Here is a 23138-nt window from a genome sequence, read left to right as displayed (position 1 = left end):
CAAGCGAGGATCGGGCATGAAACGAACGGCTTCACTGATTGGGCTTCTCGCGGCGCTTGCCGCCTGCGACAACAGCGCGCCCGCCGGCGGACAGGGCTATTTCGACCCGCCGCCGCCCGCGCGCTTCGTGCCGCCGACGGATTCGATCTCGACCTTGCCCTCGACCGGCACTCAGCCCGGACAGCCGGCTTTCGGTCAGCCGATGATGGCGGGCACACCGGGCATGGAGGGCGGCCCGGCCAGCGCGCTCAGCGTCGATCCGGATCCGAACGCCGCGCTGGCCCGCGACGTGACCGCCGCGCTTCAGGGCACCAACACCACGACGTCGGGGGCGATCCTGCCGCCGGGTGCGCCGCCGCCGCCGGGAACGCCGGTCGCGCAGGTGGGGGACGTCCTGGTCGCGGGCGACATGGGCATCGACCCCAACGACCAGAGCATCGACCTGAACGCCAGCTCGCTGGAGGTGCAGGAGCGCCAGCGCGCGGTGGCTCAGCAGATGCGCGAGGCGGCGCAAAGCCAGCTGGTCGTGGTCGAGCCGATGCCGGTGCCGCAGCAGGACATCAACGCCAATGTCGTGGCCTTCGCGCGCGAGACCACGCACCCGGTAGGGACCAAGCGCTACAACCGCCCCGCCTTCCGCAGCCGGATCCAGTCGGCCTCGGTCTGCCGCCGCTTCGAGACCAACGACGAGGCGCAGCGCCAGTTCCTTGCGAATGGCGGGCCTGAAACCGACCGCTTCAACCTCGACCCGGATGGCGACGGGTTCGCCTGCGAGTTCGATCCGGAGCGGTACCGCCGGCTCCAGTTCTGAGGATGCTGCGCGCCGGCATCGGCGCGCAGCCCTTGCAGAACCGGATGTGGGGGTCAGACCTTCAGATCGCCGGCGATCTGCCTCCCGTCGCGCCCTTCGCGCAGTTCGTACTCGATGGGCTGGTTATCGGTAAGTGTCTTCAGGCCCGCAGCCTGAACCGCCGTGATATGGACGAACACGTCCTTGCCACCACCTTCGGGCTGGATGAAGCCGTAGCCCTTTTCGGTGTTGAACCACTTGACGGTGCCTTTTGCCATTTCAGAGTCCAATCTTGCCTTGCCGCCGCAACATGCCGCGGTCCTTCTGCTGTGTCGCGCCAGGCTGGCCCAGTACCTGACGGCCCCCACGTCCGACGGCGACCCGAAGCGTTGACAGGCTAGACCGAATCACGCCCACCACTCAACGAAGACGCGTGTGCGACCGGCCCGCAGAGAGGGCGCGGCGGGTTTGCGCTGAATTTCTGTGCAGGATGCACCCCACACTTGCAGCGCCCGGGTGCCGCAGGCTCGTATCCCTGCGCCGGAATACCTATGTGCCATGCGATCAGCGTGTTAGCGTCAGCCTGGGGAAAGGAGCCTTCGACGATGAACGACCGCACCCTCCAACGGACCGCTGCCGTGATCCTGCTGGCGATCGTGTTGTTCACCGGCTTCCGGGCTTTCGGGGCGGGGGCGTTCTGATGGCGAAGCGCTATGGCGGCACCTACAGCCCCGGCGGCCCGACCACGCCGCAGCCCGACGCGGGCGCGCGCTTTCGCGGGCGCCGGGCGCAGAATGTCAGCATCGCCGCGCGGGCCATGTACCTGGTGCCACTGCCACTTCTGTTCGCCGGCCTCGGCGAGGTGATGCAGGGCGATGCGACCGGCATGGCCGTCGAGCTTGGCGCCTTCGGGATTCTGATGCTCTCGGCCGTGCTGCTGAACGAGGGGCGCCGCGCCGAAGAGGCCTATCACGCCCGCGCGGTGGCGCGCCCGCCGGCGATCCCGCGCAAGATGTTCGCGGCCGTGGCCACCACGCTCGGCATCTTTCTTGCGGCGGGCCTTGCCGGGGGCAGCGGCATCCTTGGCGGGCTGATCTTTGCCGCGGCGGCGGGCGCGGCACAGGTGCTCGCCTTCGGGTTGGATCCCATGAAGCGCAAGGGCATGGAAGGCGCGTCCGAGTTCGACATCGACCGCGTCGCCCGCGCCCTGGACGCGGCAGAGGAAACCGTGGCCGACATCCTGACATCCGTTCGCGGCGTCGGCGACCGCCATCTCGAGGCGCGGGTGGAGAAGATGCTCAGCGCCGTGCGCGACGTGTTCCGCACGGTCGAGGCGGACCCCCGCGACCTGACCCGCGCCCGCAAGTTCCTGTCGATCTATCTGGTCGGCGCGCGCGACGCGACGCGCCGCTTTGCGGAACTCTACAGCCGCAACCGCGATGCGGCCGCGCGGGCCGAATACGAGGCGCTGCTCGACGATCTGGAGGCAAGCTTCCGTCAGCACCGGGACGAGCTGCTGCGCGACGACAAGGTGGCACTCGATGTCGAGATCGAGGTGCTGCGCGAGAGATTGCAACGCGATGGCCTGTAGCGGCTGCCGCGCCATGAACGGAGAGGGGAAAGGCATATGTCAGAAGATGTTCGCAGCCGGGCACAAGACGCGCTGAACGAGGTAGAGGACGTGACCCGCGCCCTGTTGCCCGAGCCGAGGGGAGAGCTGGTGCCGATCGAGCAGGCCGACGAGGCGACCAGGGCCGAGATCGAGCGGCGCATCGCGGAACTGGATGTCGGCAACACGCAGTCGATCATCCAGTTCGGATCGAAGGCGCAGGCCGAGTTGCAGGTCATCAGCCAGGAGATGCTGCAAGGGGTCAAGAACAAGGACACCGGCCCCGCCGGCGCCAGCCTGCGCGAGATCGTGACCTCGATCCGGGGCTTCTCGGTGTCGGAACTGGACCCGAACCGCAAGCTCAGCTGGTGGGAACGGCTTCTGGGCAAGACGAAGCCCATGGCCGAGTTCATGGCGCGATACGAATCTGTGCAGGGCCAGATCGACCGCATCACCGAAAACCTGCTCACCCATGAGCATGTGCTGCTGAAGGACATCAAGTCGCTCGACAAGCTCTACGAGAAGACGCTCGAATTCTATGACGAGCTGGCGCTCTACATCGCGGCCGGTGAGGAAAAGATCCGCCGCCTCGACGCCGAGGACATCCCCCGCAAGGAGCACGAGGTCGCCGAGGCGCCCGAGAACGAGGGCGTGCTCAGGGCGCAGGAGCTGCGCGACCTGCGGGCCGCCCGCGACGACCTGGAACGCCGCGTGCACGACCTGAAGCTGACGCGCCAGGTCACCATGCAGTCCCTGCCCTCGATCCGGCTGGTACAGGAGAACGACAAGAGCCTGGTCACCAAGATCAACTCCACCCTGGTCAACACCGTGCCGCTGTGGGAAACGCAGCTCGCCCAGGCGGTGACGATCCACCGCTCGCGCGAGGCGGCGGGCGCGGTGCGCGAGGCGACCGACCTGACAAACGAGCTGCTGACCGCCAACGCCGCCAACCTCAAGACCGCCAACGCCGAGATCCGCAAGGAGATGGAGCGCGGCGTCTTCGACATCGAGGCGATCAAGAAGGCCAATTCGGACCTGATCGCAACGATCGAGGAAAGCCTTGCCATCGCCGACGAGGGCAAGAAACGCCGCTCCGAGGCCGAGAAGGAGCTGATCGCGATGGAGGCGGAGCTGAAGACCACCCTCGCGGCCGCCCGCGCCCGGTCCGACAAGCCCGGCGCAACGATCGGCGGCACCGTGCCAGACGCATAGGGCCGATGATCCGGACCCCCTTCACGACGTCGCGCCACCTGTGCGGCGCGGCGGCACTTGCAGCGCTGTCCGCCTGCGCGCCGGAACCGGTTGCGCCGGACCTTCGCGGACCCGCGCTGGAGGGGCTTTACGCGGATACCGCCCGCGCCATCGAGAATGCCGGCGGGCTGCGGACGGACGCAACGCCGTCCGACGCGCCGCTCAGCCTGTCGCTGCTGACCCGGAATTTCGCCGACATCGCCTTCGTCTCCGAGTTCAGCCAGACCGGCCGGCGGCCCGAACAGACCGCAGCCGCCATCCCGCTGACCCGCTGGGAAGGGCCGGTCCGGGTCGGCGTCATCTTTGGCGAAAGCGTTGCCGAGGATCAGCGTGCCGACGACATGGCCGAGGTCCAGGACCTGCTGCGGCGGTATCGCAGGCTCACCGGGCTCGATATCCGCTATGTGCCCGATGGCGAGATCAACTTCCTCGTCCTCGTGCTTGCGCGCGACGAGCAGAGAGCCATGGCACAGCGCATCCGCGCGCAGGAGGATCTGCCTGTCCAGGTCGCCGTGGATCTGGAGAACTCGCCCCCCGCGCTGCTCTGTTCCGCCAGCGTCTTCGGTCCGGACCGGCGCAACGGGGGCATCGCCGTCGCTGTCGCGCTGATCAAGGCCGAGCATCGCGGCATCTTGCGCCGCTCCTGCTTCCATGAAGAGATGACGCAGGCGCTGGGGCTTCTGAACGACAGCCCCACGGTGCGGCCCTCGATATTCAACGACGACGAGGAATTCGCGCTGCTGACGACACATGACGAGATACTGCTCAGGATGCTCTATGATCGGCGCCTGCGGGCGGGCATTACATTGCAGCAGGCACGCCCGCTACTGCCCGCAATCGCGCGCGACGCGGCGCGGGCCAGCGGCGCCAGACTGGTAACGGACCCCGCCTCGGGGTCGTAGGACAGCACGGGAGAAGAACCGATGGCATTGTTCGATTTCATTTCCGGCGAGTTCATCGACGTCATCGAATGGACCGACGACACCCGCGACACGCTGGTCTGGCGCTTCGAGCGGCGGGGCAACGCGATCAAGTACGGCGCCAAGCTGACCGTGCGCGAGGGGCAGGCCGCCGTCTTCGTGCACGAGGGCCAGCTTGCGGACGTCTTTACCCCCGGTCTCTACATGCTCGAGACCAACAACATGCCGATCCTGACCACGCTTCAGCACTGGGATCACGGCTTCAACTCGCCCTTCAAGTCCGAGGTCTATTTCGTCAACACGACCCGGTTCCAGGACCTGAAATGGGGCACCAAGAACCCGATCATGTGCCGCGATCCGGAATTCGGCCCGGTGCGCATCCGCGCCTTCGGCACCTACACGATGCGGGTGATCGACCCCGCCCTGTTCCTGCGCGAGATCGTGGGCACCGACGGCGAGTTCACAACCGACGAGATCAGCTACCAGATCCGCAACATCATCGTCGCGAAGTTCGGGCAGGTGATCGCCTCTTCGGGGATCCCGGTGCTGGACATGGCGGCCAATACCCATGACCTGGGCAAGCTGATCGCCGATCGCGTCTCGCCGCTTCTGGCGGAATACGGCATCGCGCTGCCCGCCTTCTACATCGAGAACATCTCGCTGCCCGAGGCGGTGGAGAAGGCGCTCGACAAGCGGACCTCGATGGGGATCGTGGGCGACCTGAGCCGCTACACCCAGTTCTCCGCCGCCGAGGCGATGACCGATGCCGCCGGGAACCCGGCGGGCGGCGGCATGGCCGCGGGTCTTGGGGCGGGCATGGGCATGGCGATGGCGGGGCAGATGATGGGCCAGCCCGGCGCCTGGGGCCAGTCGCCCGGACAGGCCGCCCCGCCGCCGCCCCCGGTCGAGAAGGTGTGGCACATCGCCAGCGGCGGCCAGACGCAGGGCCCGTTCAGTCGCGCGGATCTGGGCAAGATGGCGGCACAGGGCGCGCTCACCCGCGAGACGCATGTATGGACGCAGGGGCTTGACGGCTGGCAGCGCGCCGGAGAGGTGAACGAGCTTGCGCAGCTCTTCACCGTGATGCCGCCGCCCCCGCCGCCCGCAGACTGAGGGATCGCCTTCCCGATATGACCGAAGCCCGGATCGAGGAACACCGCTTCCCCTGCCCCACCTGCGGGTCGGACCTGCGCTACCTGCCCGGAACCACCCTTCTGCATTGCGACCATTGCGGCGCCGAGCAGGAGATCGAGGGCGAGGCGAGCGGCCCCTGGGGCGGCGCGAAGACACTGGCCGAACAGGACTTCGCCGCCGCCGTGGACAGGACACTGCCCGAGGCCGAGATGGAGGAGACGCGCGTTTCCTCCTGCCCGTCCTGCGGCGCGCAGGTCGAGTTCGACCCGGACACCCACGCGGCCGAATGCCCCTTCTGCGCGACGCCGGTGGTGACCGACACCGGCACCCACCGCCACATCAAGCCGCGCGGCGTCCTGCCCTTCCTGCTGACCGAGCGCGAGGCGCGGGACGCGATGACCCGCTGGCTGGGCCGGCTGTGGTTCGCCCCCTCGGGCCTGACCGACTATGCCCGCAAGGGGCGCCGGATGCAGGGCATCTATGTCCCCTACTGGACCTATGACGCGGACACGAAGACCCGCTACACCGGGCAGCGCGGCATCGTCCATCACGAGACGCGGATGGTCCGCGTCATGGTCAACGGCAAGCCGCAGACGCGGTCGCAACAGGTGGCCAAGGTCCGCTGGACGCCTGTATCGGGGCGCGTGGCGCGGTTCTTCGACGACGTGCTGGTGCTGGCCTCGCGCAGCCTGCCAAAGCAGTACACCGACGCGCTGGCGCCGTGGGATCTGCACGGGCTCATGCCCTATGCGCCGGAATACCTGGCCGGCTTCCGGGCCGAGGCCTACCAGGTGCCGCTGGAAGAGGGCTATGCCGAGGCCCGCGCCATCATGGAGGCGCAGATCCGCCGCGACATCCGCTTCGATATCGGCGGCGACCGGCAGCAGATCGGCCGGGTGGAAACGGACATCTCCGGGCTGACCTTCAAGCATGTGCTGCTGCCCGTGTGGCTGGCCGCCTACAAGTACAACGGCCAGACCTATCGGTTCGTGGTCAACGCGCGCACCGGCGCCGTGCAGGGGGAACGCCCCTGGTCGGCCTGGAAGATCGCGGTGGCGGTGGTGCTGCTGGTGACGGTTGCGGCCGCCGTGGGCTATGTCGTCGCCGTCACGCAGTAGCGGGCAGCGGCGCGATCAGTTCGGGATCCTCGGCCTTCATCCCGTTCACCCGTGTGGACACCCGGTGCCGGGTCAGCAGATCCTCGGGCGCGGGGCGCATCAGCGTGGCCGCCCCCTTCCCCGCCTCGCCCAGCCAGAGCGCCCAGTCCTCGGGCGCGACGATCACGGGCATGCGGTGATGCACGGGGGCCAGGCTTTCGTTCGCGGCCGTCGTCACGATGGCGGCGGTCACCAGCCGCTTGCCCTCCGGCGCGGTCCAGCTTTGCCAGACCCCTGCAAAGGCGATCACGCCATCATCGGGTGCGGCGGGATGGATATACCACGGTTCCTTGCCCTTGCCGGCGGTGGCGGTCCATTCGTAGAAGCCGCTCGCCGGGATCAGGCAGCGCCGGGTGCGGCAGGCGTCGCGAAAGGCGGGCTTCCCGGCGATGGTCTCGGACCGGGCGTTGATCAGCAGCGGGCCGTCCGACGGGGTCTTGTACCAGCGCGGGATGAAGCCCCAGCGCATCGGCACGATGTGGCGCGCGCCCGCATGGGCCACGACCACGGCGATGTCCTGCGTCGGGCAGATATTGTGCCGGGGCATGTCCGTCACATCCCCCGCCTCGGCCTCGAACAGGGTTTCGAGCGCCGCGACCGGCGCGGTCAGGGTGAAGCGTCCGCACATGGTGCAGAGATAGGCGGCACAGCCGCCACGGGCAAGCGGGCGGCTCAGGCCCGGCTGTCGCCAGGTGACAGCCCCGAGGCGATTTCCTCGATGAACAGGCTCAGCAGCTCTGCCCGGCCCGAGACACCCGCCTTGCGATAGACGGCGGCGTTCTGGGCCTTGATCGTGCCCTCGCGCGTGTTGCGCAGTGCCGCGATCTGTGGGATCGACAGGCCCTTGATCGACAGAAGCGCCACATCCCGCTCGGACGGGGTCAGGCTCCATTCGTCGAAATGGCGGTCGAGCACCGCCTGGAACGCGCCCCGGACCGCGTCGAGCTGGCGCTCGACGGCCGCGTTGCGGCGCAGGGTGCGAAAATATCCGGCGACGGTGATCGCCGCACCACCCCAGAGCAGCGCGACGGTCACCAGTTCCGTCATGGCGTGGATGCCCTCGCCCAGTTCGGAAAGCGCGTCGATCAGAAACGCCGCGCCGCACAGGAACAGGACGAGGGCAGCGATCACGAAGGTCCGACGTCTTTCGGCATCCGCACCGGTCTGCATCAGGAAGGTCCGCGTCGGTCAGGGATCATTCCCTCGACTTTAGACCCGTCCACATCGACCGGACAAGGTTCTCGCCATGCCGCAGGCTGGCATAGACGACGCCCGACACATGGGCTGCGACCAGCACAACCGCGACCGTGACCAGACCTTCGTGCAACTCCTCCGCCCAGTCGGCGCCCCAGAAGCGGTCGAGCCCCATGATCCAGCCGCTCAGGCCAATGCCTGCCAGCACCAGCATCAGCGCGACCACCATCGCGCCACCGGCCGGGTTGTGGCCCAGACAGCGCCGTTCGCGCCCGGCCATCATGTCCCGGACATAGTCCATGAAACGGCGCGGCGAGGGCACGAAATCCGTGAAGCGGGCGTGGCGGGTGCCGACGAAGCCCCAGACGATGCGCACGGAGAGGATCGCCATCAGCGTGTAGCCCAGCGCCTCGTGCAGGTCGCGCGGCTTCTCGATCAGGTAGGCCAGCGTGAACAGGGTGACCGTGGACCAATGGAAGACGCGCACCACCACGTCCCAGACCCTGACCTCGGCAGTGGCCCCGCGTTCCGGGGCCGTGATGCTGCGCGCAGCCATCGGTCAGTCCTCCTTGCGCGCGAGCTCGGCACCGGTCGCGGGGTCGAAATGGATCTCGACCTTCCTGCCGTTCCGGGTGCCGTAGATCTCGTAGCATTTCTCGTCCGTGACCTTGGCGGTCCGGACAACGCCGCCTGCCTCCTCGAAGGACCTGACCACGTTCCACATGGGCTGGGCCGATGCAGCGGCCGCCGCGCAATCGGGCTCTGCCATGGCGGGGGCCGCGACGGCTGTCGCGACTAGAATTGCGGGCAGTGCGTGGTTCAGCTTCATCGGGGAAACTCCTGCAGGGATGCGATGCGCCGGCGGGTTGCCGGTGGCCAACACCTGCCCCGGGCGGTAACCGCCTGCCATTGGACCGGGGCTTAGAAAGCCCGCTCTAACCCCAGGATTATGTCCCGAACGCAAAGGGGCGCGGTGATCCGCGCCCCTTGCCAGTTTCTTGATCCGGTATCGCCCGGCCTTATTCGGCCTTGGTGATGCGTCCCGTCACGATCGGGGTGTAGGGCGTGTTCGCCGCCAGGTATTCGGCGGTGACATCGGCCAGGTCCGGGCCAAAGTCATAGGCGTTGGAGGCGTTCACGAACATCGCGTAGCCGTCGCCGCCGTTGCGCACGAAGTTGTTCGACACCACGCCATAGGTCGCCTCGGGGTCGATCGGCTCGTAGCTGCCGGGGGCCGTTTCCACCATCGCCTCGACGATGCGGCTGCCGGGTTCGGCGGCCTCGCTCCAGGTGAACTTCATGCCGGCGACCTGCGGGAAACGGCCGGCCACGTCCGCGACCTGGCTGACGCCGTTCTCGAGGGCGGCGAGAAGTTCCTCGCCGGTCACCTGAAAGGTGGACAGCGTGTTCTGGAACGGCAGCACCGTCAGCACCTCGCCCATGGTCACCTCGCCCGCGTCGATCGACGCGCGCAGGCCGCCCGAGTTGGCGATGGCGATCTGGATGCCCTGGTCGCGCACGCGCTCGAGCATGGCGTCTGCCACCAGGTTGCCCATCTCGCATTCCATCACGCGGCAGACCGAGCGGTCACCTTCGATGGGGCCCGCGCTTTCGCCGATGACCTGGTTGCGGATCTCGTCGAGCGGCACGGCAAGCTCGGAGATGCGGGCCTTGGTGCCAACGTCCTCGGTGACCGATGCGTCCATGATGACCGGCTCGCCCACCGCCTCGGTGATCACGCCGTCATCGTCGAAGGTGACGTTCAGCTCGCCCAGGAACTTGCCATAGGCATAGGCAGAGACTACCGCGGTGGTGCCGACCATCGTCGGGTAGGGACCGACAGCGCGCTCCTGCGTGTTCGACAGCAGCGTGTTGGTGTGGCCGCCCACGATCACGTCGATCTCTGGCACGGCTTCGGCCAGCGCCAGGTCCACGCCATAGCCCGAATGGCTGAGGACGATGAACTTGTTCACGCCCTCGGCCTTGAGGCGGTCGATCTCGCCCTGCACGGCGTCCGCCGGCTCGGTAAAGATCACGTTGCGGCCGGGGCTGGCCAGTTCCGGCGTATCGATGGGCGTCAGGCCGATCAGGCCCAGCCGCTCGCCGCCCCGCTCGAGCACCACGGATTTCTGGATCGCGTCCGACAGCAGCGGCTCGCCCGACACGTCGGCGTTCGACATCAGGACCGGGAAATCCACGGTATCGACGAAGCCGCGCAGCACTTCGGGGCCGTCGTCGAATTCGTGGTTGCCCACGGTCATCGCGTCATAGCCCATCTTGTTCATCATCTCGGCCGCGGCCGCACCCTTGTAATAGGTGTAGAACAGCGTGCCCTGGAACTGGTCGCCACCATCCACCAGGATCGAGTTGTTCGACCGCGCCCGCGCCTGGGCCACCGCCGTGACCAGGCGGGCCGACCCGCCAAAGCACTCGCCGGCGGTGTTGTCCTCTTCCGAGCAGGTGCTGTCATAAGCGCTGATCGGCTCGAACCGGGCGTGGAAGTCGTTGGTGTGCAGGATGGTCAGCGAATATTCGGCAGAGGCGGCCCCGGCGGACAACGCCACCAGCGAACCCGCCGCGAGAAGGATTCGTTTCATGGAAAATCTCCTGTCGGTGAAGTCTTGTGATTGACCCGAGCCAAGCACGAAGCGCGCGCCCGGGCAAGCGCCATGCTGGGGGCGGACCGCTGCCGGCCCGCCCCTGCGTATCGGCTGCCCGATCGCTTACATGGCCCCGATCGACCAGAAGAGCGTTTCGCCGGAATGATCATCCACACCGTCATTGTCGGTGACGACGAAACCGGTGCCGTCGGCATCCACCGCGAAGCCCTCGATCTTGTCGAGCGCGAAGCCGTTCCACCGCAGCAGGTCCGGCAGCAGGTCGCGGACCGGTTCCTTCGTCACCACCGGCAGGACGCCCCCCAACGGCGCCGGGACCATCTCGGCCACCGGGACGCGGGTCAGCTGCTTTGTCACCGCGTTCGGCCCGACCTGGTTGTCACGCTCGACGATGTAGACCCAGTCGCCATGGACGGTGATCTCGGACAGGCCGACCCAGCCGGTCGCGGGGGACTCCTTCGGGTAGTGCACCGCGCCCCATTCCTCTGTCTCGATGTTGTACGACACGAGCTTTGCGTGGTTTTCCGGATCGTCGCCCCATTCACGCTGGATCGCGATCCAGAGCGTGTCACCGATCAGCGTCACGCCTTCCGCGCCGAAGCGCCTTTCAACCGCCAGAAGCTCTGCCGGGAAGGCGATCTCCTCCTCGATGGCGCCATCGGCATCCACCTTGTAGAGCGCGTGCGGGATCAGCCGGTCGGTCCGCCCTTCCGAGGCCAGCCAGAAGCCGCCATCCTCGAGCGCGACGATCCCCTCGATGTCCAGCTTCTGCGCCGGACGTCCGTCGCGGGTCACGTCGATCGCGCGGGTGATCCGGGCCGGGGCCTGCGTCGCGTCGATCTCGTAGATACGCGGCTGGTGGCCGAGGAAGCTGTCGTTGACGGCGTAAAGCAGCCCCGCCTCGGTCGGGTGCGCGGCCAGCCCCGAAAGCGCGGTCCAGCCGATCAGCTCGTCCGCACCTTGCGATGTCAGGGTCGGATAGGCGGGCGCGGCCACGTCCTGCAACTCGTAGATCATCAGATGCGCCCGCGCCAGGCCGTCCTCGCCCAGATCCGTCTCGTTAGCGGTGACGAGCAGGTTGCGCGACGGGATCGCCAGCACGCCCTCCGGGCCGATGCCCGAGGGCAGAAGCTGGTGCAGCGTCGGCGTGGTGCCGTCGAGCATGTAGATGCCCAGGATCGACCCCCGCTCGGATCCGACGAAGGCATAGCGCGTGTCGCCGAATTCGGCATAGCCGGCGGATTCGGGCTCGATGCCCTTCGAGTCCGAGCGACCCTCGGGGTAGTGACCGATCTGGACCAGCGCCTGTTCGAAGCTGGTGCCGTCCTCGTGAGCAACGGTGCCGTCCTTGGCGAAGATGGTCCAGCCGCGCGAGCCGCCCTCGTAGTCGCCCTCGTTGGCGGTCAGGAAATGCTGGTCGTCGATCCAGACCACGGTGTCGGGCTCGCGCAGTACGCCGGCCACGCTGTCGGTGAACAGAAGCGCGCCGTCCTCGGCGGTGTCGATCCCCTCAAGGTCCACCGCGCCGGCCGTGAAATGCGACAGGACCGCGCCATCACGCCCCAGCACGGCGATGTGGTTGTTCTCCTGAAGCGTGACGACGATCTCGCCCAGCCCGTTGATGTCGAGGTATTCCGGCTCCGGGTCGTCGCCCGCCACTTCGGCAAGCCCGGTCAGATCGGCGCGGATGATGGCGTCGCATTGCGGCGCGCCGTTCTCCAGCGGAACGATCGCGACGAACCCCGCGGGCATCTGCGGGATGACGCCGTCGTTCAGATCCTCGTCCCGCTCGTTCTCGATGGCGACGGCGACGAAGCTGCCGTCGGGGGCGGCGGCGACCGAGTCGGGCTGACCGCCCAGGTCGCAGCGCGCCGTCTCTGCCCGGCTTGCCACGTCGAGGGCCAGAAGCGCGCCCGACGGTTCCACGAAGCTTTCCGAGCTGTTCATGCCCACATAGGCGGTCTGGCCGATGACCGCGACCGAGGTCGGCTCGCCCTCGAGTTCCAGATTGCCCAGCGGCTGCGGGCTTGCCGGGTCGGTCAGGTCGACGAAACCGATCACGCCCAGCGGGCTGTCGGTGTAGACCAGCGTCATGCCATCCTCGGTGACCGCCACGATCTCGGGCGAGGTCTCGCGCAGCTGATCCTCGCCCGCGGCCATGTTCTGCGGCGTGGCAAAGGATGCGATGCGGTTGAAATAGGGTGTGGCAAGGGCCGGCATCGCGGCCGTCAATGCGATCAGGGCCGATCCGGCCAGCAGTCTGGTTGTCATGATTTCCCCGCGGGTGAATGTCGCCACACGCAGCTAGCAGGCCTTCATGACGGCCCCGTATCAGTTTGGTGACGGGGGCGTGACGGACCGGGCGGCATCGCGATTGACCTTCGCCACCGCGCGGGCCTAACTGCGCGGACAGCCCCGCGCGGCACCGGAGAGGTCCCATGACACAGCCCCTGACCAACATGCAGATGCGCGACGTCGAGGCGTTGCTGCACCCCTACACGGACGCGGTCGCGCTCAGGCAGACCGGGCCGCTGGTGATCGACCGCGGCAAGGGGGTGCGGGTCTGGGACGACCAGGGCCGCGAGTATATCGAGGGGATGGCGGGGCTCTGGTGCTGCGGCCTGGGCTTTTCCGACGAGGAGCTGATCGAGGCCGCCCGCGAGCAGCTGGGCCGCCTGCCCTACTACCACATCTTCGGCGGCCGCAGCCACGAGCCGGCGGTGGAACTGGCCGAGAAGATCAAGGAACTGCTGCCCGTGCCGATGGCGCGGGTCTTCTACCAGTCCTCGGGCTCCGAGGCGAACGAGAGCCAGATCAAGCTGCAGTGGTATTACAACAACGCCATCGGCCGGCCCGGGAAGAAAAAGATCATCAGCCGCATCCGCGCCTATCACGGGGTGACGATCGTGTCGGGCTCGCTGACGGGCCTGCCCGCGAACCACCAGGATTTCGACCTGCCGGTGGACCGCATCCGGCACACATCGAGCCCGCATTACTGGAAGGACGCGAAGGACGGCGAGAGCGAGGCCGAGTTCGTCGCGCGCCTGAAGGCCGATCTGGAGGCGCTGATCGAACGCGAGGGCCCCGACACCATCGCCGCCATGATCGCGGAACCGGTGATGGGCGCGGGCGGCGTGATCCCGCCCCCCAAAGGCTATTTCGAGGCGATCCAGCCGGTGCTCGACGCCCATGACATCGCGCTCATCTCGGACGAGGTGATCACCGGCTTCGGGCGCACCGGCAACTGGTTCGGGGCCGAGACGCTGGGCATGCGGCCGCGCGCGTTTTCCATGGCCAAGCAGCTGACGGGCGGCTATGCGCCCCTGTCCGCCGTCGCCTTCGATGGCGACATGGCCGAGGCGATCGAGGCCAATTCCGGCCGGATCGGCACCTTCGGACATGGCTTCACCTATGGCGGGCACCCGATGGGATGTGCCGTGGGGATCAAGGCGCTGGAGATCTACCAGCGCCGCGACATCCTTTCGAACGTGCGCCGGATAGCACCGAAACTGCACGCGCTGCTGGACCGCGCGGCGCAGCATCCGCTGGTGGGCGAGGCGCGCCATTGTGGCCTGATGGGCGGGCTGGAACTGGCGCCTCCAGGCCGCAAGGGGTTCCGCGTCGGCGGCAAGGTCGGGCCGCGGCTGTCGGCGGAGTTGCTGAAGCATGGCGTGATCCTGCGCCCCATAGGCGACACGCTGGCCGTCTGCCCGCCCATGATCATCGGGGAAGACGACCTCGAGGCGCTCTTCGCGCCCATGGAGGCGGCGCTCGACGCCACGATGCACTGGGCGCGGGCAGAGGGACATCTGGACTGACGCAGGCGCCCGGCCGCGTCGCCGGATGCCTCCGGCGGGGATATTTGAAGAAAGCGGAAGGACGGCCGTGCGGCCCCCGGGGGGTTTGACCTGGGGGCCGGGCGGGCCAGTTTCCCGCGCACGAACATTGAAGGAAGAAAGGGCCGCCGATGCGTCTCAACGCCGATTTCAGCCAGCGGGTCGTGATCCGCCCCGAGGATCATGTCTGGACCGGGTCCCCCTCGTCGGGCGTCGAGCGGATGATGCTGGACCGGATCGGCGAGGAAGTGGCGCGCGCGACCAGCCTTGTGCGGTTTGCGCCCGGATCGCGATTCTCGGAGCATGAGCATGGCGGCGGCGAGGAGTTCCTGGTGCTCGACGGGGTGTTCTCGGACGAGAGCGGCGACTACCCGGCCGGCAGCTACGTCCGCAATCCGATCGGCACCGCGCACAGCCCGCATACCGATCCGGGCTGCACCATCTTCGTGAAGCTGCGCCAGTTCGATCCATCAGACACCGAGCAGTTCCATGTCGCGACCGCAGAAGCTGCCTTCGTTCCCGGAACGGTTCCGGGCATGACGGAGCTTCTTCTGCACGACGTCCCGGGAGAGACGGTGCGGATCGTCGATTTCGCGCCGGGGACGCGGGGGGCGGCCCATGCGCATCCCGGCGGCGAGGAGATCCTGGTGCTGTCGGGCAGTGTCTCGGACGCGGAGGGGCACTACCCGGCGGGCAGCTGGATCCGCAATCCGCCCGGCCTGCCGCACAGGCCCGTATCGGAGGAAGGGTGCCGGCTTTACATCAAGTCGGGCCACCTGGCCGCGCTGGTCTGAAAAAGGAAAGGGGCGCCGTGGCGCCCCTTCGTTGTCGTCAGGCAGCCATGCGCTCGCCGCCGCGCCGGCGCGGGCGCCGGCCGCGATTGGCGGGCTTGCCGGGTTTGCTGCCGGGCTTGCCCTGCCCCTCGGGGCGCGGCTGGCCGCGCTGGCCGCGGGCCGGCGGGGTGCCGCCGGCGACGGCGATCTCGATCTTCATCAGCTTCTCGATGGCGCGCAGCTCGCCGATCTCGGCCGGTGCACAGAAGGCGACGGCGCGGCCATCGGCCCCGGCCCGCGCCGTGCGCCCGATCCGGTGGACGTAGTTCTCGGCCACGTTCGGCATCTCGTAGTTGTAGACATGGCGCACGCCCGGCACGTCGATCCCGCGGGCGGCAACGTCGGTCGCGACCAGCACCAGCACCTTGCCATCCCGGAAAGCGTCGAGCGCCCGGTCGCGCTGGCCCTGGCTCTTGTTGCCGTGGATCGAGGCCGCGGCGAAGCCATCGGCCACCAGCCCCTTCATCAGCCGCTCGGCGCCGTGCTTGGTGCGGCAGAAGACGAGCGCACGGTCGCGCGGGTGCGCGGCCAGCTGGTCGCGCAGCAACGCGCCCTTGGCGCCCTGGTCCACGAAATGCACCGACTGGTCGATCTTGTCGGCGGCCTTGCCCGGCGGGCTGACCTGCACGCGGACCGGGTCGTTCAGATAGGCGGCTGCCAGTTCCGCCATCTGGGCGGGCATGGTGGCCGAGAACAGCATGGTCTGCCGGTCCTTCGGCAGGAGCGGCGCGATCCTGCGCAGGGCGTGGATGAAGCCCATGTCGAGCATCTGGTCCGCCTCGTCGAGGACCAGGAAGCGGGTATCGCCCAGGTTGACCGCGCGCCGCTCGATCAGGTCGATCAGCCGGCCCGGGGTTGCCACGAGAATGTCGATCCCGCGTTCCATCCGCTTGACCTGCGCGTTGATCGACGCGCCGCCCACGACGATGCCCACCTTGAGCGGGGAGCGCCGGGTAAACGCGCCCAGCGCATCGGAGATCTGGCGCGCCAGTTCACGCGTGGGCGCAAGGATCAGGGCCCGCACGCCGCGGGGGGCGGGGCGCTCGCCGGTCTTGATCAGCTTGTGCACAAGCGGCAGGCCGAAGGCCGCCGTCTTGCCGGTGCCGGTCTGCGCGAGGCCCATGACATCGCGCCCGGCCATCGCATGGGGGATCGCCTGCGCCTGGATCGGGGTGGGTTCGCTGATGTTCTGCTGGGCCAGGGCTTCGAGCAGGCTCTTGGCCAGCCCGAGGGAATTGAAATCGGTCAAAGTCTTGCCTTTCGCGGCGCGCATCATCGCTGCGCCGTCATGTGATGACCCACCGCCCCGGCGGGGCCGGGCGGGTCGCTGCATACAGGTTGCGGCCCAAGGCGGCGGGCGTCGTTACGCCCGGCCGGTCAGGCCGTGGACCCCTGCGTGATGTGGGAGCCGGTTGGCACTCCGCGCGGGCCGTATTGCCGGGCGCGGGCTTCGGGGATTTGTCGGCGGCCAGTCGGATGGCGTTGCGGACCATCCACTCACGCGGCAGATCCCCCCAAGGTGAGTGGCATATGCGCCCCGCACCGCCACAAGTCAACCCTGCGGCTGATCCCCGCGCAGCGCGGCGACATCGGCGCGAAGCGCGCGGACCTCTGCAAGGATCGCCTCGGTCTCACGCTGGAGGGCGTCACGCTCGCCCTGCGCCTCGGCCTCGTGCTCGGACTGCATCGCGTCGACGATCACGCCGATGAACAGGTTGAGCACGGTGAAGGCGGTGGACAGGATGAAGGGGATGAACAGCAGCCAGGCGAGCGGATACACCTCCATCACCGGGCGCACGATGCCCATGGACCAGCTTTCCAGCGTCATGATCTGGAACAGGGTATAGGCCGAGGCGGGCAGCGTGCCGAACCAGTCGGGGAAGCTCTGCCCGAACAGCATCGTCGATATGACCGCGGTGACGTAGAAGATGAGCACCAGCAGGAGCACGATCGAGCCCATCCCCGGAAGCGCCTCGAGCAGGCCCGCCACCACGCGGCGCATCGCCTTGACACCCGAGATCAGGCGCAGGATGCGCAGCACCCGGAAGGCGCGCAGCACCGAGAGCGGGCCTGTCGCAGGGATCAGCGAGATGGCGACCACGCTGAAATCGAAGATCCGCCAGGGATCGCGCCAGAAGCCGCGGAAGTCGACATAGAGGCGCGCGGCGATCTCGATCACGAAAACGGCGAGGATCGCCTTGTCGAAGGCCTTCAGGAAACCGCCGATCCGTTCCATCACCGCGGCGCTGGTCTCTAGCCCGAGCGTCACCGCGTTCACGGCGATCAGGATCAGGATCGCACGTTCGAAGCGGGGATTCTCGATCAGTGTCTTGAGGCGGTCGCGCACGGCATTTCTCCCTGGTCCGGATGGCAGGGAGTTAGGCATTGCCGCGATCGCCGTCCAGCCCCCCGGGAAGGGTATCGGCCCGGGGGGCTGCGTCCGTCAGAACAGGTTGGCGGGAATGCGGAAATAGCTGCGCCCGTCGCTGTCGGGCTCGGGCAGCCGCCCGCCGCGCAGGTTGACCTGTAGCGCGTAGAGCATCCGGTCGGGCAGTTTCAGCGTCCTGTCCCGCGCCTCGCGCAGGGCGACGAAATCGGCCTCGGACACGCCACCGCCCAGATGCGCGTTGCGGGCCTTGTGCTCGGCCGCGGTCGCCTCCCAGGCCGGCTCGCTTCGGCCGCCGCCCTTGTAGTCGTGGCCGACGAACAGCCGGGTCGGCTCCGGCAGGGCCAGGATCTTCTGGATCGAGGCGTAAAGGTCGCGCGCCGATCCCCCCGGGAAATCCGCCCGCGACGACCCGCTGTCGGGATACATCAGCGTGTCATGCACGAAGGCCGCGTCGGTGCCGACCACATAGGTGATCGAGCCCAGCGTATGCCCCGGCGAAAGCATGACCCGCACCGGCAGGCGGCCGATGGTGAAGCTGTCGCCATCCGCGAACAGCCGGTCGAAGTCGCGATCGGGATCGAAGGCGTCGGGCGTGTTGTAGTGCCCGGCCCAGATACGCGCGATGTCGCGCGTCTTCTCGCCGATGGCCATGGGCACGCCCAGACGCTGCTTCAGCCAGGCGGCGGCCATCAGGTGGTCGGCATGGGGATGGGTGTCGAGGATCCATTCCACCTCCAGCCCCTCGGCCTCGACAAGTCGAAGCGATTCCCCGGCGGTCCAGGTGCCGGTGCGGGCATGGGCGGGGTCGAAGTTCAGTACCGTGTCGATCAGCGCGGCCTTTCTCGTCTCGGGATCGGCGACGACATACTGGATCGAGCCGGTATCGGGCTCGTAGATACCCCAGACATCGGGGGAACCGGCGCCGGTCGAGGGGCTCTGGCGGATGAAGGTCATCTGGTATTTCTCCTTTGCTGCCGACGCGACCCGGGGCCGCCTGCCGGCATCGGCTTGTCTGCGCGGGCCCCGCGAATCGCGCGGCCCGTTTCCGCATCGGGTCTAGGACACCCGCCCGGTTCCTTCAGTGACTTGATCACCCACCTCCGTGGCCTGACGCCCGGTTGTCCGGTGCCGAACTGGCCCATTCGACTTGAAGCAACGATGCGATCGACTGGCGGATCATCGCCGATGGTCATTTCTGGATTGCGGCGCCGTCCGGATTCATCCGACATATAGTCAGGCCTGAATATGTTTGGGTCCGAATTTCACCACAATTCGGCCGAAGCATTCCTCGGGTTATGACGTTTCTTGCATGCGCCGGAGCGGGCTGAGCCCCCGTCTCCGGGACAGGGGGTATGATGCGCAGAAACCTGCTGACCTGCGCTGCGGCACTTGCAGCGGCATTCACCATCTCGGCCTGCGCGCCCGTGGGCGATCCCGGGCCGACCCGGGGCGACACCACCGACATGACCTCGGCCCCACTATCGCCAGCGGCCCGGGTCGCGGCCCGCAGCGACGAGGAGGTACGCTTCACCGCCTACCTGACCGGCTACAGCTACTGGGACAACACCCCGCCCGGATCGGCCGCCATCGCGCATCCGGTCCTGCGGAAAAGCGCGGGCGGCACCGGCACCTGGGAGGATCCCGTCACGATTGCAGTGGGCCACCGGCTTGAGCAGGGCCGCCAGAGCATGGACTTCCCGAAGGGCACCCGCTTCTACCTGAGCGGGTTGCGCAAATACGCCATCGTCGAGGATGTCTGCGGCGACGGTCCGCGGCCGCAGGACGGTCCCTGCCACACCGGGCGCGACGGCCGGCCCTGGCTCGACATCTATGTGGATGGCTCGAAAAGCCCGCGCGCTGCCTCCGAGGAATGCATGCGCCGGTTGACCCGGTTCCACGAGATCATCCAGAACCCGGCGCCCGACTACCCGACCGTGGCGGGCGCCCTGACCGAGACCGGCTGCCGGGTCTTCTGAGGCCGGGCTCAGACCATGCGCAACGTGGTGACGCGGCGCCTGGCGCCGCGCGCCAGCCCCCTGGCAATGTCGGGCGCGACGCTCGCGGTGCGCACGACCTTGCGCCAGCCGGTGAAGCGTCCCGTCAGGGCCCGGCCCAGCGCCCGCAGGGCGACCATCCAGTAAAGCTGGCGGTAGAAGAAGCGCTGGGTCAGCACCCATGGCAGCAGGCGCCAGTCCTCATCCCGCTCCAGCGCCAGCGCGACCGCCGCCAGCACCAGGTCCGACGCCAGGTAGACCCCGTAGCCCAGCAGCAGAAGCCACGGCACCGAAGGCGCGACACCGGGGCGCGGCGCCAGGAAGGACTGCGCCAGATCGACGATGCCCAGCACGAAGACCAGGTCGGCCAGCGGCGCGACCACCGACAGCAGCACGCCGAACAGCACCAGGTCCGGCATCGACAGCCAGCCGATGGCACGGCCCTCGCGCAGGGCGCGGCGATGTTTCCAGGCGACCTGGATCATCCCGAAGCTCCAGCGCAGCCGCTGGCGCAGGAACTGGCGGACCGTCTCGGGCGCCTCGGTATAGGCGCGGGCGGCGGGCTCGTGGGTCACGCGCCAGCCGGCGCGGCAGACGGCCACGGTCAGGTCCGCATCCTCGACCAGCGTGGACGCACCGTAGCCGCCCGCGCCCTGCACCGCCGCGCGCCGCCATGCCCCGATCGCGCCGGGCACGACCAGCATCCCGTTGACACTGGCAAAGGCCCGCCGGTCAAGGTTCTGGGAAGTGATGTATTCGATCGCCTGCAACCGCGTCAGCAGGTTGCCCCGGTTGCCGACCTTGACGTTGCCCGCCACGGCACCCACCACCGGATCCGCGAAATGCCGCGCCAGCGCGCCGATCGCGTCGGGGGCCACCACCGTGTCGGCGTCGATCGCCACGACCACAGGCGCGGCTGCCAGGTCGAAGGCCGTGTTCAGCGCCGCCGACTTGCCGCCATTGGGCTGGGTGACCACCCGCACCCGCGGGTCCGTCCCGAAATGCTGGCGCACGATATCCGCGGTCCCGTCGGTCGAGCCGTCGTCCACCACGATCACCTCGGCCGCCGGCGGATCCGCGGCCAGCACCGCCGCAACCGCCCACGCGATCACCGGCGCCTCGTCAAAGGCGGGGATCGCGACGCTGACCGCCGGCACCTCGCCCGCGGGCGCAAGGCGCGGTCGGCGATGCCACAGCGCCGCGCCGACGATCACCAGGCTGCGCAGCGTCGCAGCCACCACCACCACCCAGAACAGCGCCCCCAGAACCGAACCCGTGAAGCGGATCACCGCAAAGCTCAGATGCGTCAGCGCCTGGAACCGCCCCGGACCCAGCCCGATTTCCGGCTCCGCCCCCGGCAGCAGGGCGGACACCGGCACGAAGCCGTATCCCCGCGCCTTCAGCGCCTGTACCGTCTGGCGCAGCGCCTCGACCGTCTGGGATCGGTCGCCGCCCGCATCATGCATGAGGATCACGTTGCCATCCCCGCGCACAAGGCTGGCCAGTATCGTCTCGTTGATCGTCTCGACCCCCGGCCGCGCCCAGTCCCGCGAGTCGAGTTGCACATCGACCACGACATATCCCTCGCGGCTGAGGATCGCGAGGCTCTGCGCCGCCCCGGCGGTGGCAGGCGTCTCGTCGATGCCATAGGGCGCGCGGAACAGGTTGGTGTTCACGCCGGCGATATCCGCCAGCAACAGCTGCGAGGCGTGCAGCTCGAAATGCATCCGCAGATCGGAAATCCGGGAAATGTCCGGATGCAGGAAGGTGTGCACCCCGATATCGTGCCCCTCGGCCACGATGCGGCGCACGATATCGGGATGTTTCAGCGCCGACTGGCCGATCAGGAAGAAGGTGGCGCGCACGCCTTCTGCGCGCAGCACGTCCAGGATCCGGGGCGTATAGACCGGATCGGGCCCATCATCGAAGGTCAGGACCAGCGTGTCGCGCCCTGGCGCACCGCTGCGCCCCAGCAGATAGGCCGCGGGAAGTTCCCGGTACACCACCGACGCGATCTGGCCGCTCGCGGGATCGAGCGTGATGCTCCGCCGGCCCGGCGCGGCCTCGGCCATCACGCGCAGAAGCGGCCCCTCGCCGTCGTGGACGACATGATCCGCAGCCGGCACATCCTCGATCAGCCCGCCCGCAGAGCGCGGCTGCCCGCCCGGCGCCAGAAGGCGCCACAGGCCGGGATCCTCGCGGCCAAGCGGCCAGATCGCGACGCCTGCGGGCGCGTGGGCGCGCAACGCGAGCAACTGGTTATGGGCGCTCGGCGCATCCAGAAGCCAGGCCCGCAGGGGCCGCCCTGCGGCGTCCAGCCCCCGGAGCCGGGTGTTCCGGCTTTCGGGATCGAAGGACAGATCCCCGCCACGCTGGCGCGCGGCGACCGTCGCGTCGAAATAGCCGATGGCCCGCGGCTGCGGCTCGCCGACGGTCCAAGCATGGCCGAAGCTGCCAAGCGCCACGACCACCCGTTCCCGGGGAAGCCGTGCGAAAAGGCGGGCCACCGCATCCTCGAACCAGGCCTGCGGGGCCAGAGGCCCTGGCGCGCTGAAGGCGCCCGGCTCCCGGAAGGCCAGCGCGACGATCCGGTCCACCGTCTGCGGCAGGCCCGCCTCGACCAGCAGCGGATCGGAAATGCCGGCAATAACGCAGCTTTCCAGCCCCGCCTCGCCCAGACGGCGCGCGAACAGATCGAGCGCCGCGACCATCGCCGCGCGCGCGTCCGCCGTCACCCCGGCAAGTTCCAGGCACAGCCCGTCAAAGCCCCCGGCCAAGGCGGCAGCCACCGCGGTCTCGGCCAGGCTTGCTTGCGCTTCTGCCGTTCCAAGCCGCGCGATCGCCGCATCCGGCGTCACCAGAACCGGATGGATGGGAAGCCCGGGTCGCCGCTTGCGGACGTCCGCAAGGAACGCGGCACGGTAGGGATCAGCGGTTTCGACCGCGGCACCGGTCGCCGGGTCGACTTCCAGCCATTCCGGCATCAGCACGTCGATCGTCTCGATGTGGTCCAGCGCCGACGCCATCGCCGCCCGCGACCAGCCGGGCACGAAGGCATGAACCGCGCCGCGCGGGCGCGTCCATGCCGGAAGCAGCACCGGCGGACCCGAAGCGTCAGGTTCGGCCCCGGGTCGCGGCGCGGTGGTCACGGCCGGCGCCCCGGTCTGCGCACCGGGCAACCGCGAGATGTAGAGTTGCAGCACGAAGGCCGCCGCCCAGAACACCAGCGCGCCAAGGACGACCACGCCAAGCGCCACCACGCGCCGCGACCTGCGCGCCGTGGGATCGAAGAAGACCGGGCGCTCCCCGGTTTGCCTGTCCTCTGGCTTCCTGTCCCGCACCCTGCCGTACCCCGCTGCCTGCCGCGCCCCCTGTCCGCGCGGGTCCAGCTTCGGGCTGATTCAGCCCGAAAC

Annotated in this window: 20 protein-coding genes; 9 read left to right on the top strand and 11 right to left on the bottom strand. The window is 68.6% G+C overall.

Features of this window, described 5'->3' with window-relative positions:
* The first annotated feature begins 16 nt into the window (after nucleotides 1-16).
* Complete coding sequence (locus HMH01_RS05995) at nucleotides 17-811, top strand: hypothetical protein (protein WP_171323399.1); 795 nt, start codon at nucleotides 17-19, stop codon at nucleotides 809-811.
* Between the two features lie 53 nt (nucleotides 812-864).
* Here the strand turns inward: HMH01_RS05995 and HMH01_RS05990 are convergent, their stop codons facing one another.
* Nucleotides 865-1068 carry a cold-shock protein gene (locus tag HMH01_RS05990; RefSeq protein WP_171323397.1) on the bottom strand — a complete coding sequence of 68 codons (204 nt, stop codon included), beginning with the start codon at nucleotides 1066-1068 and terminating at the stop codon, nucleotides 865-867.
* A gap of 422 nt (nucleotides 1069-1490) precedes the next feature.
* Between HMH01_RS05990 and HMH01_RS05985 the strand changes: the two genes are divergently transcribed.
* The 5 genes from HMH01_RS05985 to HMH01_RS05965 are packed head-to-tail and all read left to right on the top strand — an operon-like array spanning nucleotide 1491 to nucleotide 6822.
* Nucleotides 1491-2381 (top strand): 5-bromo-4-chloroindolyl phosphate hydrolysis family protein, encoded by an 891-nt coding sequence (locus tag HMH01_RS05985; RefSeq protein WP_171323395.1) that lies wholly within the window; start codon nucleotides 1491-1493, stop codon nucleotides 2379-2381.
* Nucleotides 2382-2417: 36 nt separating this feature from the next.
* Nucleotides 2418-3611, top strand: a complete 1194-nt coding sequence (locus tag HMH01_RS05980; RefSeq protein ID WP_171323393.1) for a toxic anion resistance protein — start codon at nucleotides 2418-2420, stop codon at nucleotides 3609-3611.
* Nucleotides 3612-3616: 5 nt separating this feature from the next.
* A complete protein-coding gene (locus HMH01_RS05975) occupies nucleotides 3617-4552 on the top strand; it encodes a DUF2927 domain-containing protein (RefSeq protein ID WP_171323391.1) in 936 nt (311 codons plus the stop codon).
* Nucleotides 4553-4573: 21 nt separating this feature from the next.
* The gene (locus HMH01_RS05970; RefSeq protein WP_171323389.1) at nucleotides 4574-5683 is read left to right on the top strand and encodes an SPFH domain-containing protein; all 1110 of its coding nucleotides are present in this window, start codon (nucleotides 4574-4576) and stop codon (nucleotides 5681-5683) included.
* A gap of 17 nt (nucleotides 5684-5700) precedes the next feature.
* Nucleotides 5701-6822, top strand: coding sequence for a primosomal protein N' (replication factor Y) - superfamily II helicase (locus HMH01_RS05965; RefSeq protein WP_171323387.1), 1122 nt, complete (start codon nucleotides 5701-5703; stop codon nucleotides 6820-6822).
* Here HMH01_RS05965 and HMH01_RS05960 read toward each other — a convergent pair.
* The 6 genes from HMH01_RS05960 to HMH01_RS05935 form a co-directional block, all read right to left on the bottom strand.
* The gene (locus HMH01_RS05960) at nucleotides 6812-7489 is read right to left on the bottom strand and encodes an SOS response-associated peptidase (protein ID WP_171323385.1); all 678 of its coding nucleotides are present in this window, start codon (nucleotides 7487-7489) and stop codon (nucleotides 6812-6814) included. The genes HMH01_RS05965 and HMH01_RS05960 overlap by 11 nt on opposite strands.
* 44 nt (nucleotides 7490-7533) lie before the next feature.
* A complete protein-coding gene (locus HMH01_RS05955; protein WP_171323383.1) occupies nucleotides 7534-8031 on the bottom strand; it encodes a helix-turn-helix transcriptional regulator in 498 nt (165 codons plus the stop codon).
* A 25-nt stretch (nucleotides 8032-8056) separates the two neighbouring features.
* On the bottom strand, nucleotides 8057-8611 hold the full coding sequence (locus HMH01_RS05950) for a cytochrome b/b6 domain-containing protein (RefSeq protein WP_171323381.1): 555 nt from the start codon (nucleotides 8609-8611) through the stop codon (nucleotides 8057-8059).
* 3 nt (nucleotides 8612-8614) lie between these two features.
* A complete protein-coding gene (locus tag HMH01_RS05945; RefSeq protein ID WP_171323379.1) occupies nucleotides 8615-8884 on the bottom strand; it encodes a PepSY domain-containing protein in 270 nt (89 codons plus the stop codon).
* Nucleotides 8885-9074: 190 nt separating this feature from the next.
* A complete protein-coding gene (locus HMH01_RS05940) occupies nucleotides 9075-10652 on the bottom strand; it encodes a bifunctional metallophosphatase/5'-nucleotidase (RefSeq protein WP_171323378.1) in 1578 nt (525 codons plus the stop codon).
* Between the two features lie 126 nt (nucleotides 10653-10778).
* Complete coding sequence (locus tag HMH01_RS05935) at nucleotides 10779-12944, bottom strand: esterase-like activity of phytase family protein (RefSeq protein WP_171323376.1); 2166 nt, start codon at nucleotides 12942-12944, stop codon at nucleotides 10779-10781.
* Between the two features lie 167 nt (nucleotides 12945-13111).
* On the opposite strand from HMH01_RS05935, the gene HMH01_RS05930 reads away from it, so the two are divergent.
* Together HMH01_RS05930 and HMH01_RS05925 are read left to right on the top strand one after the other, a co-directional pair.
* Entirely contained in the window at nucleotides 13112-14491 is a 1380-nt protein-coding gene (locus tag HMH01_RS05930) for an aminotransferase (protein WP_171323374.1), read from the top strand.
* A 149-nt stretch (nucleotides 14492-14640) separates the two neighbouring features.
* A complete protein-coding gene (locus HMH01_RS05925; protein ID WP_171323372.1) occupies nucleotides 14641-15303 on the top strand; it encodes a cupin domain-containing protein in 663 nt (220 codons plus the stop codon).
* Between the two features lie 37 nt (nucleotides 15304-15340).
* On the opposite strand, the gene HMH01_RS05920 is transcribed toward HMH01_RS05925, so the two are convergent.
* The 3 genes from HMH01_RS05920 to HMH01_RS05910 all read right to left on the bottom strand — a co-directional run bounded on the left by HMH01_RS05920 (nucleotide 15341) and on the right by HMH01_RS05910 (nucleotide 18685).
* Complete coding sequence (locus HMH01_RS05920; RefSeq protein WP_216366762.1) at nucleotides 15341-16615, bottom strand: DEAD/DEAH box helicase; 1275 nt, start codon at nucleotides 16613-16615, stop codon at nucleotides 15341-15343.
* 279 nt (nucleotides 16616-16894) lie between these two features.
* Nucleotides 16895-17689 (bottom strand): ion transporter, encoded by a 795-nt coding sequence (locus HMH01_RS05915; protein ID WP_343035152.1) that lies wholly within the window; start codon nucleotides 17687-17689, stop codon nucleotides 16895-16897.
* 96 nt (nucleotides 17690-17785) lie between these two features.
* Nucleotides 17786-18685 carry an MBL fold metallo-hydrolase gene (locus HMH01_RS05910; RefSeq protein ID WP_171323366.1) on the bottom strand — a complete coding sequence of 300 codons (900 nt, stop codon included), beginning with the start codon at nucleotides 18683-18685 and terminating at the stop codon, nucleotides 17786-17788.
* 401 nt (nucleotides 18686-19086) lie between these two features.
* Between HMH01_RS05910 and HMH01_RS05905 the strand changes: the two genes are divergently transcribed.
* Complete coding sequence (locus tag HMH01_RS05905) at nucleotides 19087-19707, top strand: hypothetical protein (RefSeq protein ID WP_246237284.1); 621 nt, start codon at nucleotides 19087-19089, stop codon at nucleotides 19705-19707.
* 8 nt (nucleotides 19708-19715) lie between these two features.
* Here the strand turns inward: HMH01_RS05905 and HMH01_RS18005 are convergent, their stop codons facing one another.
* Complete coding sequence (locus tag HMH01_RS18005; protein ID WP_171323363.1) at nucleotides 19716-23066, bottom strand: glycosyltransferase; 3351 nt, start codon at nucleotides 23064-23066, stop codon at nucleotides 19716-19718.
* Nucleotides 23067-23138 lie beyond the last annotated feature (72 nt).

Source organism: Halovulum dunhuangense (assembly GCF_013093415.1).
GTDB lineage: Bacteria > Pseudomonadota > Alphaproteobacteria > Rhodobacterales > Rhodobacteraceae > Halovulum > Halovulum dunhuangense.
Note: the sequence above shows the minus strand (reverse complement) of the source record. Positions and strands in the feature narration are given on the sequence as shown.

Coding starts and splice junctions, on each gene's coding strand:
- HMH01_RS05925 (WP_171323372.1), top strand. CDS start 14,641: ATGCGTCTCAACGCCGATTTCAGCCAGCGGGTCGTGATCCGCCCCGAG.
- HMH01_RS05930 (WP_171323374.1), top strand. CDS start 13,112: ATGACACAGCCCCTGACCAACATGCAGATGCGCGACGTCGAGGCGTTG.
- HMH01_RS05910 (WP_171323366.1), bottom strand. CDS start 18,685: ATGACCTTCATCCGCCAGAGCCCCTCGACCGGCGCCGGTTCCCCCGAT.
- HMH01_RS05960 (WP_171323385.1), bottom strand. CDS start 7,489: ATGTGCGGACGCTTCACCCTGACCGCGCCGGTCGCGGCGCTCGAAACC.
- HMH01_RS05970 (WP_171323389.1), top strand. CDS start 4,574: ATGGCATTGTTCGATTTCATTTCCGGCGAGTTCATCGACGTCATCGAA.
- HMH01_RS05995 (WP_171323399.1), top strand. CDS start 17: ATGAAACGAACGGCTTCACTGATTGGGCTTCTCGCGGCGCTTGCCGCC.
- HMH01_RS05945 (WP_171323379.1), bottom strand. CDS start 8,884: ATGAAGCTGAACCACGCACTGCCCGCAATTCTAGTCGCGACAGCCGTC.
- HMH01_RS05990 (WP_171323397.1), bottom strand. CDS start 1,068: ATGGCAAAAGGCACCGTCAAGTGGTTCAACACCGAAAAGGGCTACGGC.
- HMH01_RS05985 (WP_171323395.1), top strand. CDS start 1,491: ATGGCGAAGCGCTATGGCGGCACCTACAGCCCCGGCGGCCCGACCACG.
- HMH01_RS05905 (WP_246237284.1), top strand. CDS start 19,087: ATGCGCAGAAACCTGCTGACCTGCGCTGCGGCACTTGCAGCGGCATTC.
- HMH01_RS05980 (WP_171323393.1), top strand. CDS start 2,418: ATGTCAGAAGATGTTCGCAGCCGGGCACAAGACGCGCTGAACGAGGTA.
- HMH01_RS05935 (WP_171323376.1), bottom strand. CDS start 12,944: ATGACAACCAGACTGCTGGCCGGATCGGCCCTGATCGCATTGACGGCC.
- HMH01_RS05975 (WP_171323391.1), top strand. CDS start 3,617: ATGATCCGGACCCCCTTCACGACGTCGCGCCACCTGTGCGGCGCGGCG.
- HMH01_RS05965 (WP_171323387.1), top strand. CDS start 5,701: ATGACCGAAGCCCGGATCGAGGAACACCGCTTCCCCTGCCCCACCTGC.
- HMH01_RS05940 (WP_171323378.1), bottom strand. CDS start 10,652: ATGAAACGAATCCTTCTCGCGGCGGGTTCGCTGGTGGCGTTGTCCGCC.
- HMH01_RS05920 (WP_216366762.1), bottom strand. CDS start 16,615: ATGCGCGCCGCGAAAGGCAAGACTTTGACCGATTTCAATTCCCTCGGG.
- HMH01_RS05955 (WP_171323383.1), bottom strand. CDS start 8,031: ATGCAGACCGGTGCGGATGCCGAAAGACGTCGGACCTTCGTGATCGCT.
- HMH01_RS05950 (WP_171323381.1), bottom strand. CDS start 8,611: ATGGCTGCGCGCAGCATCACGGCCCCGGAACGCGGGGCCACTGCCGAG.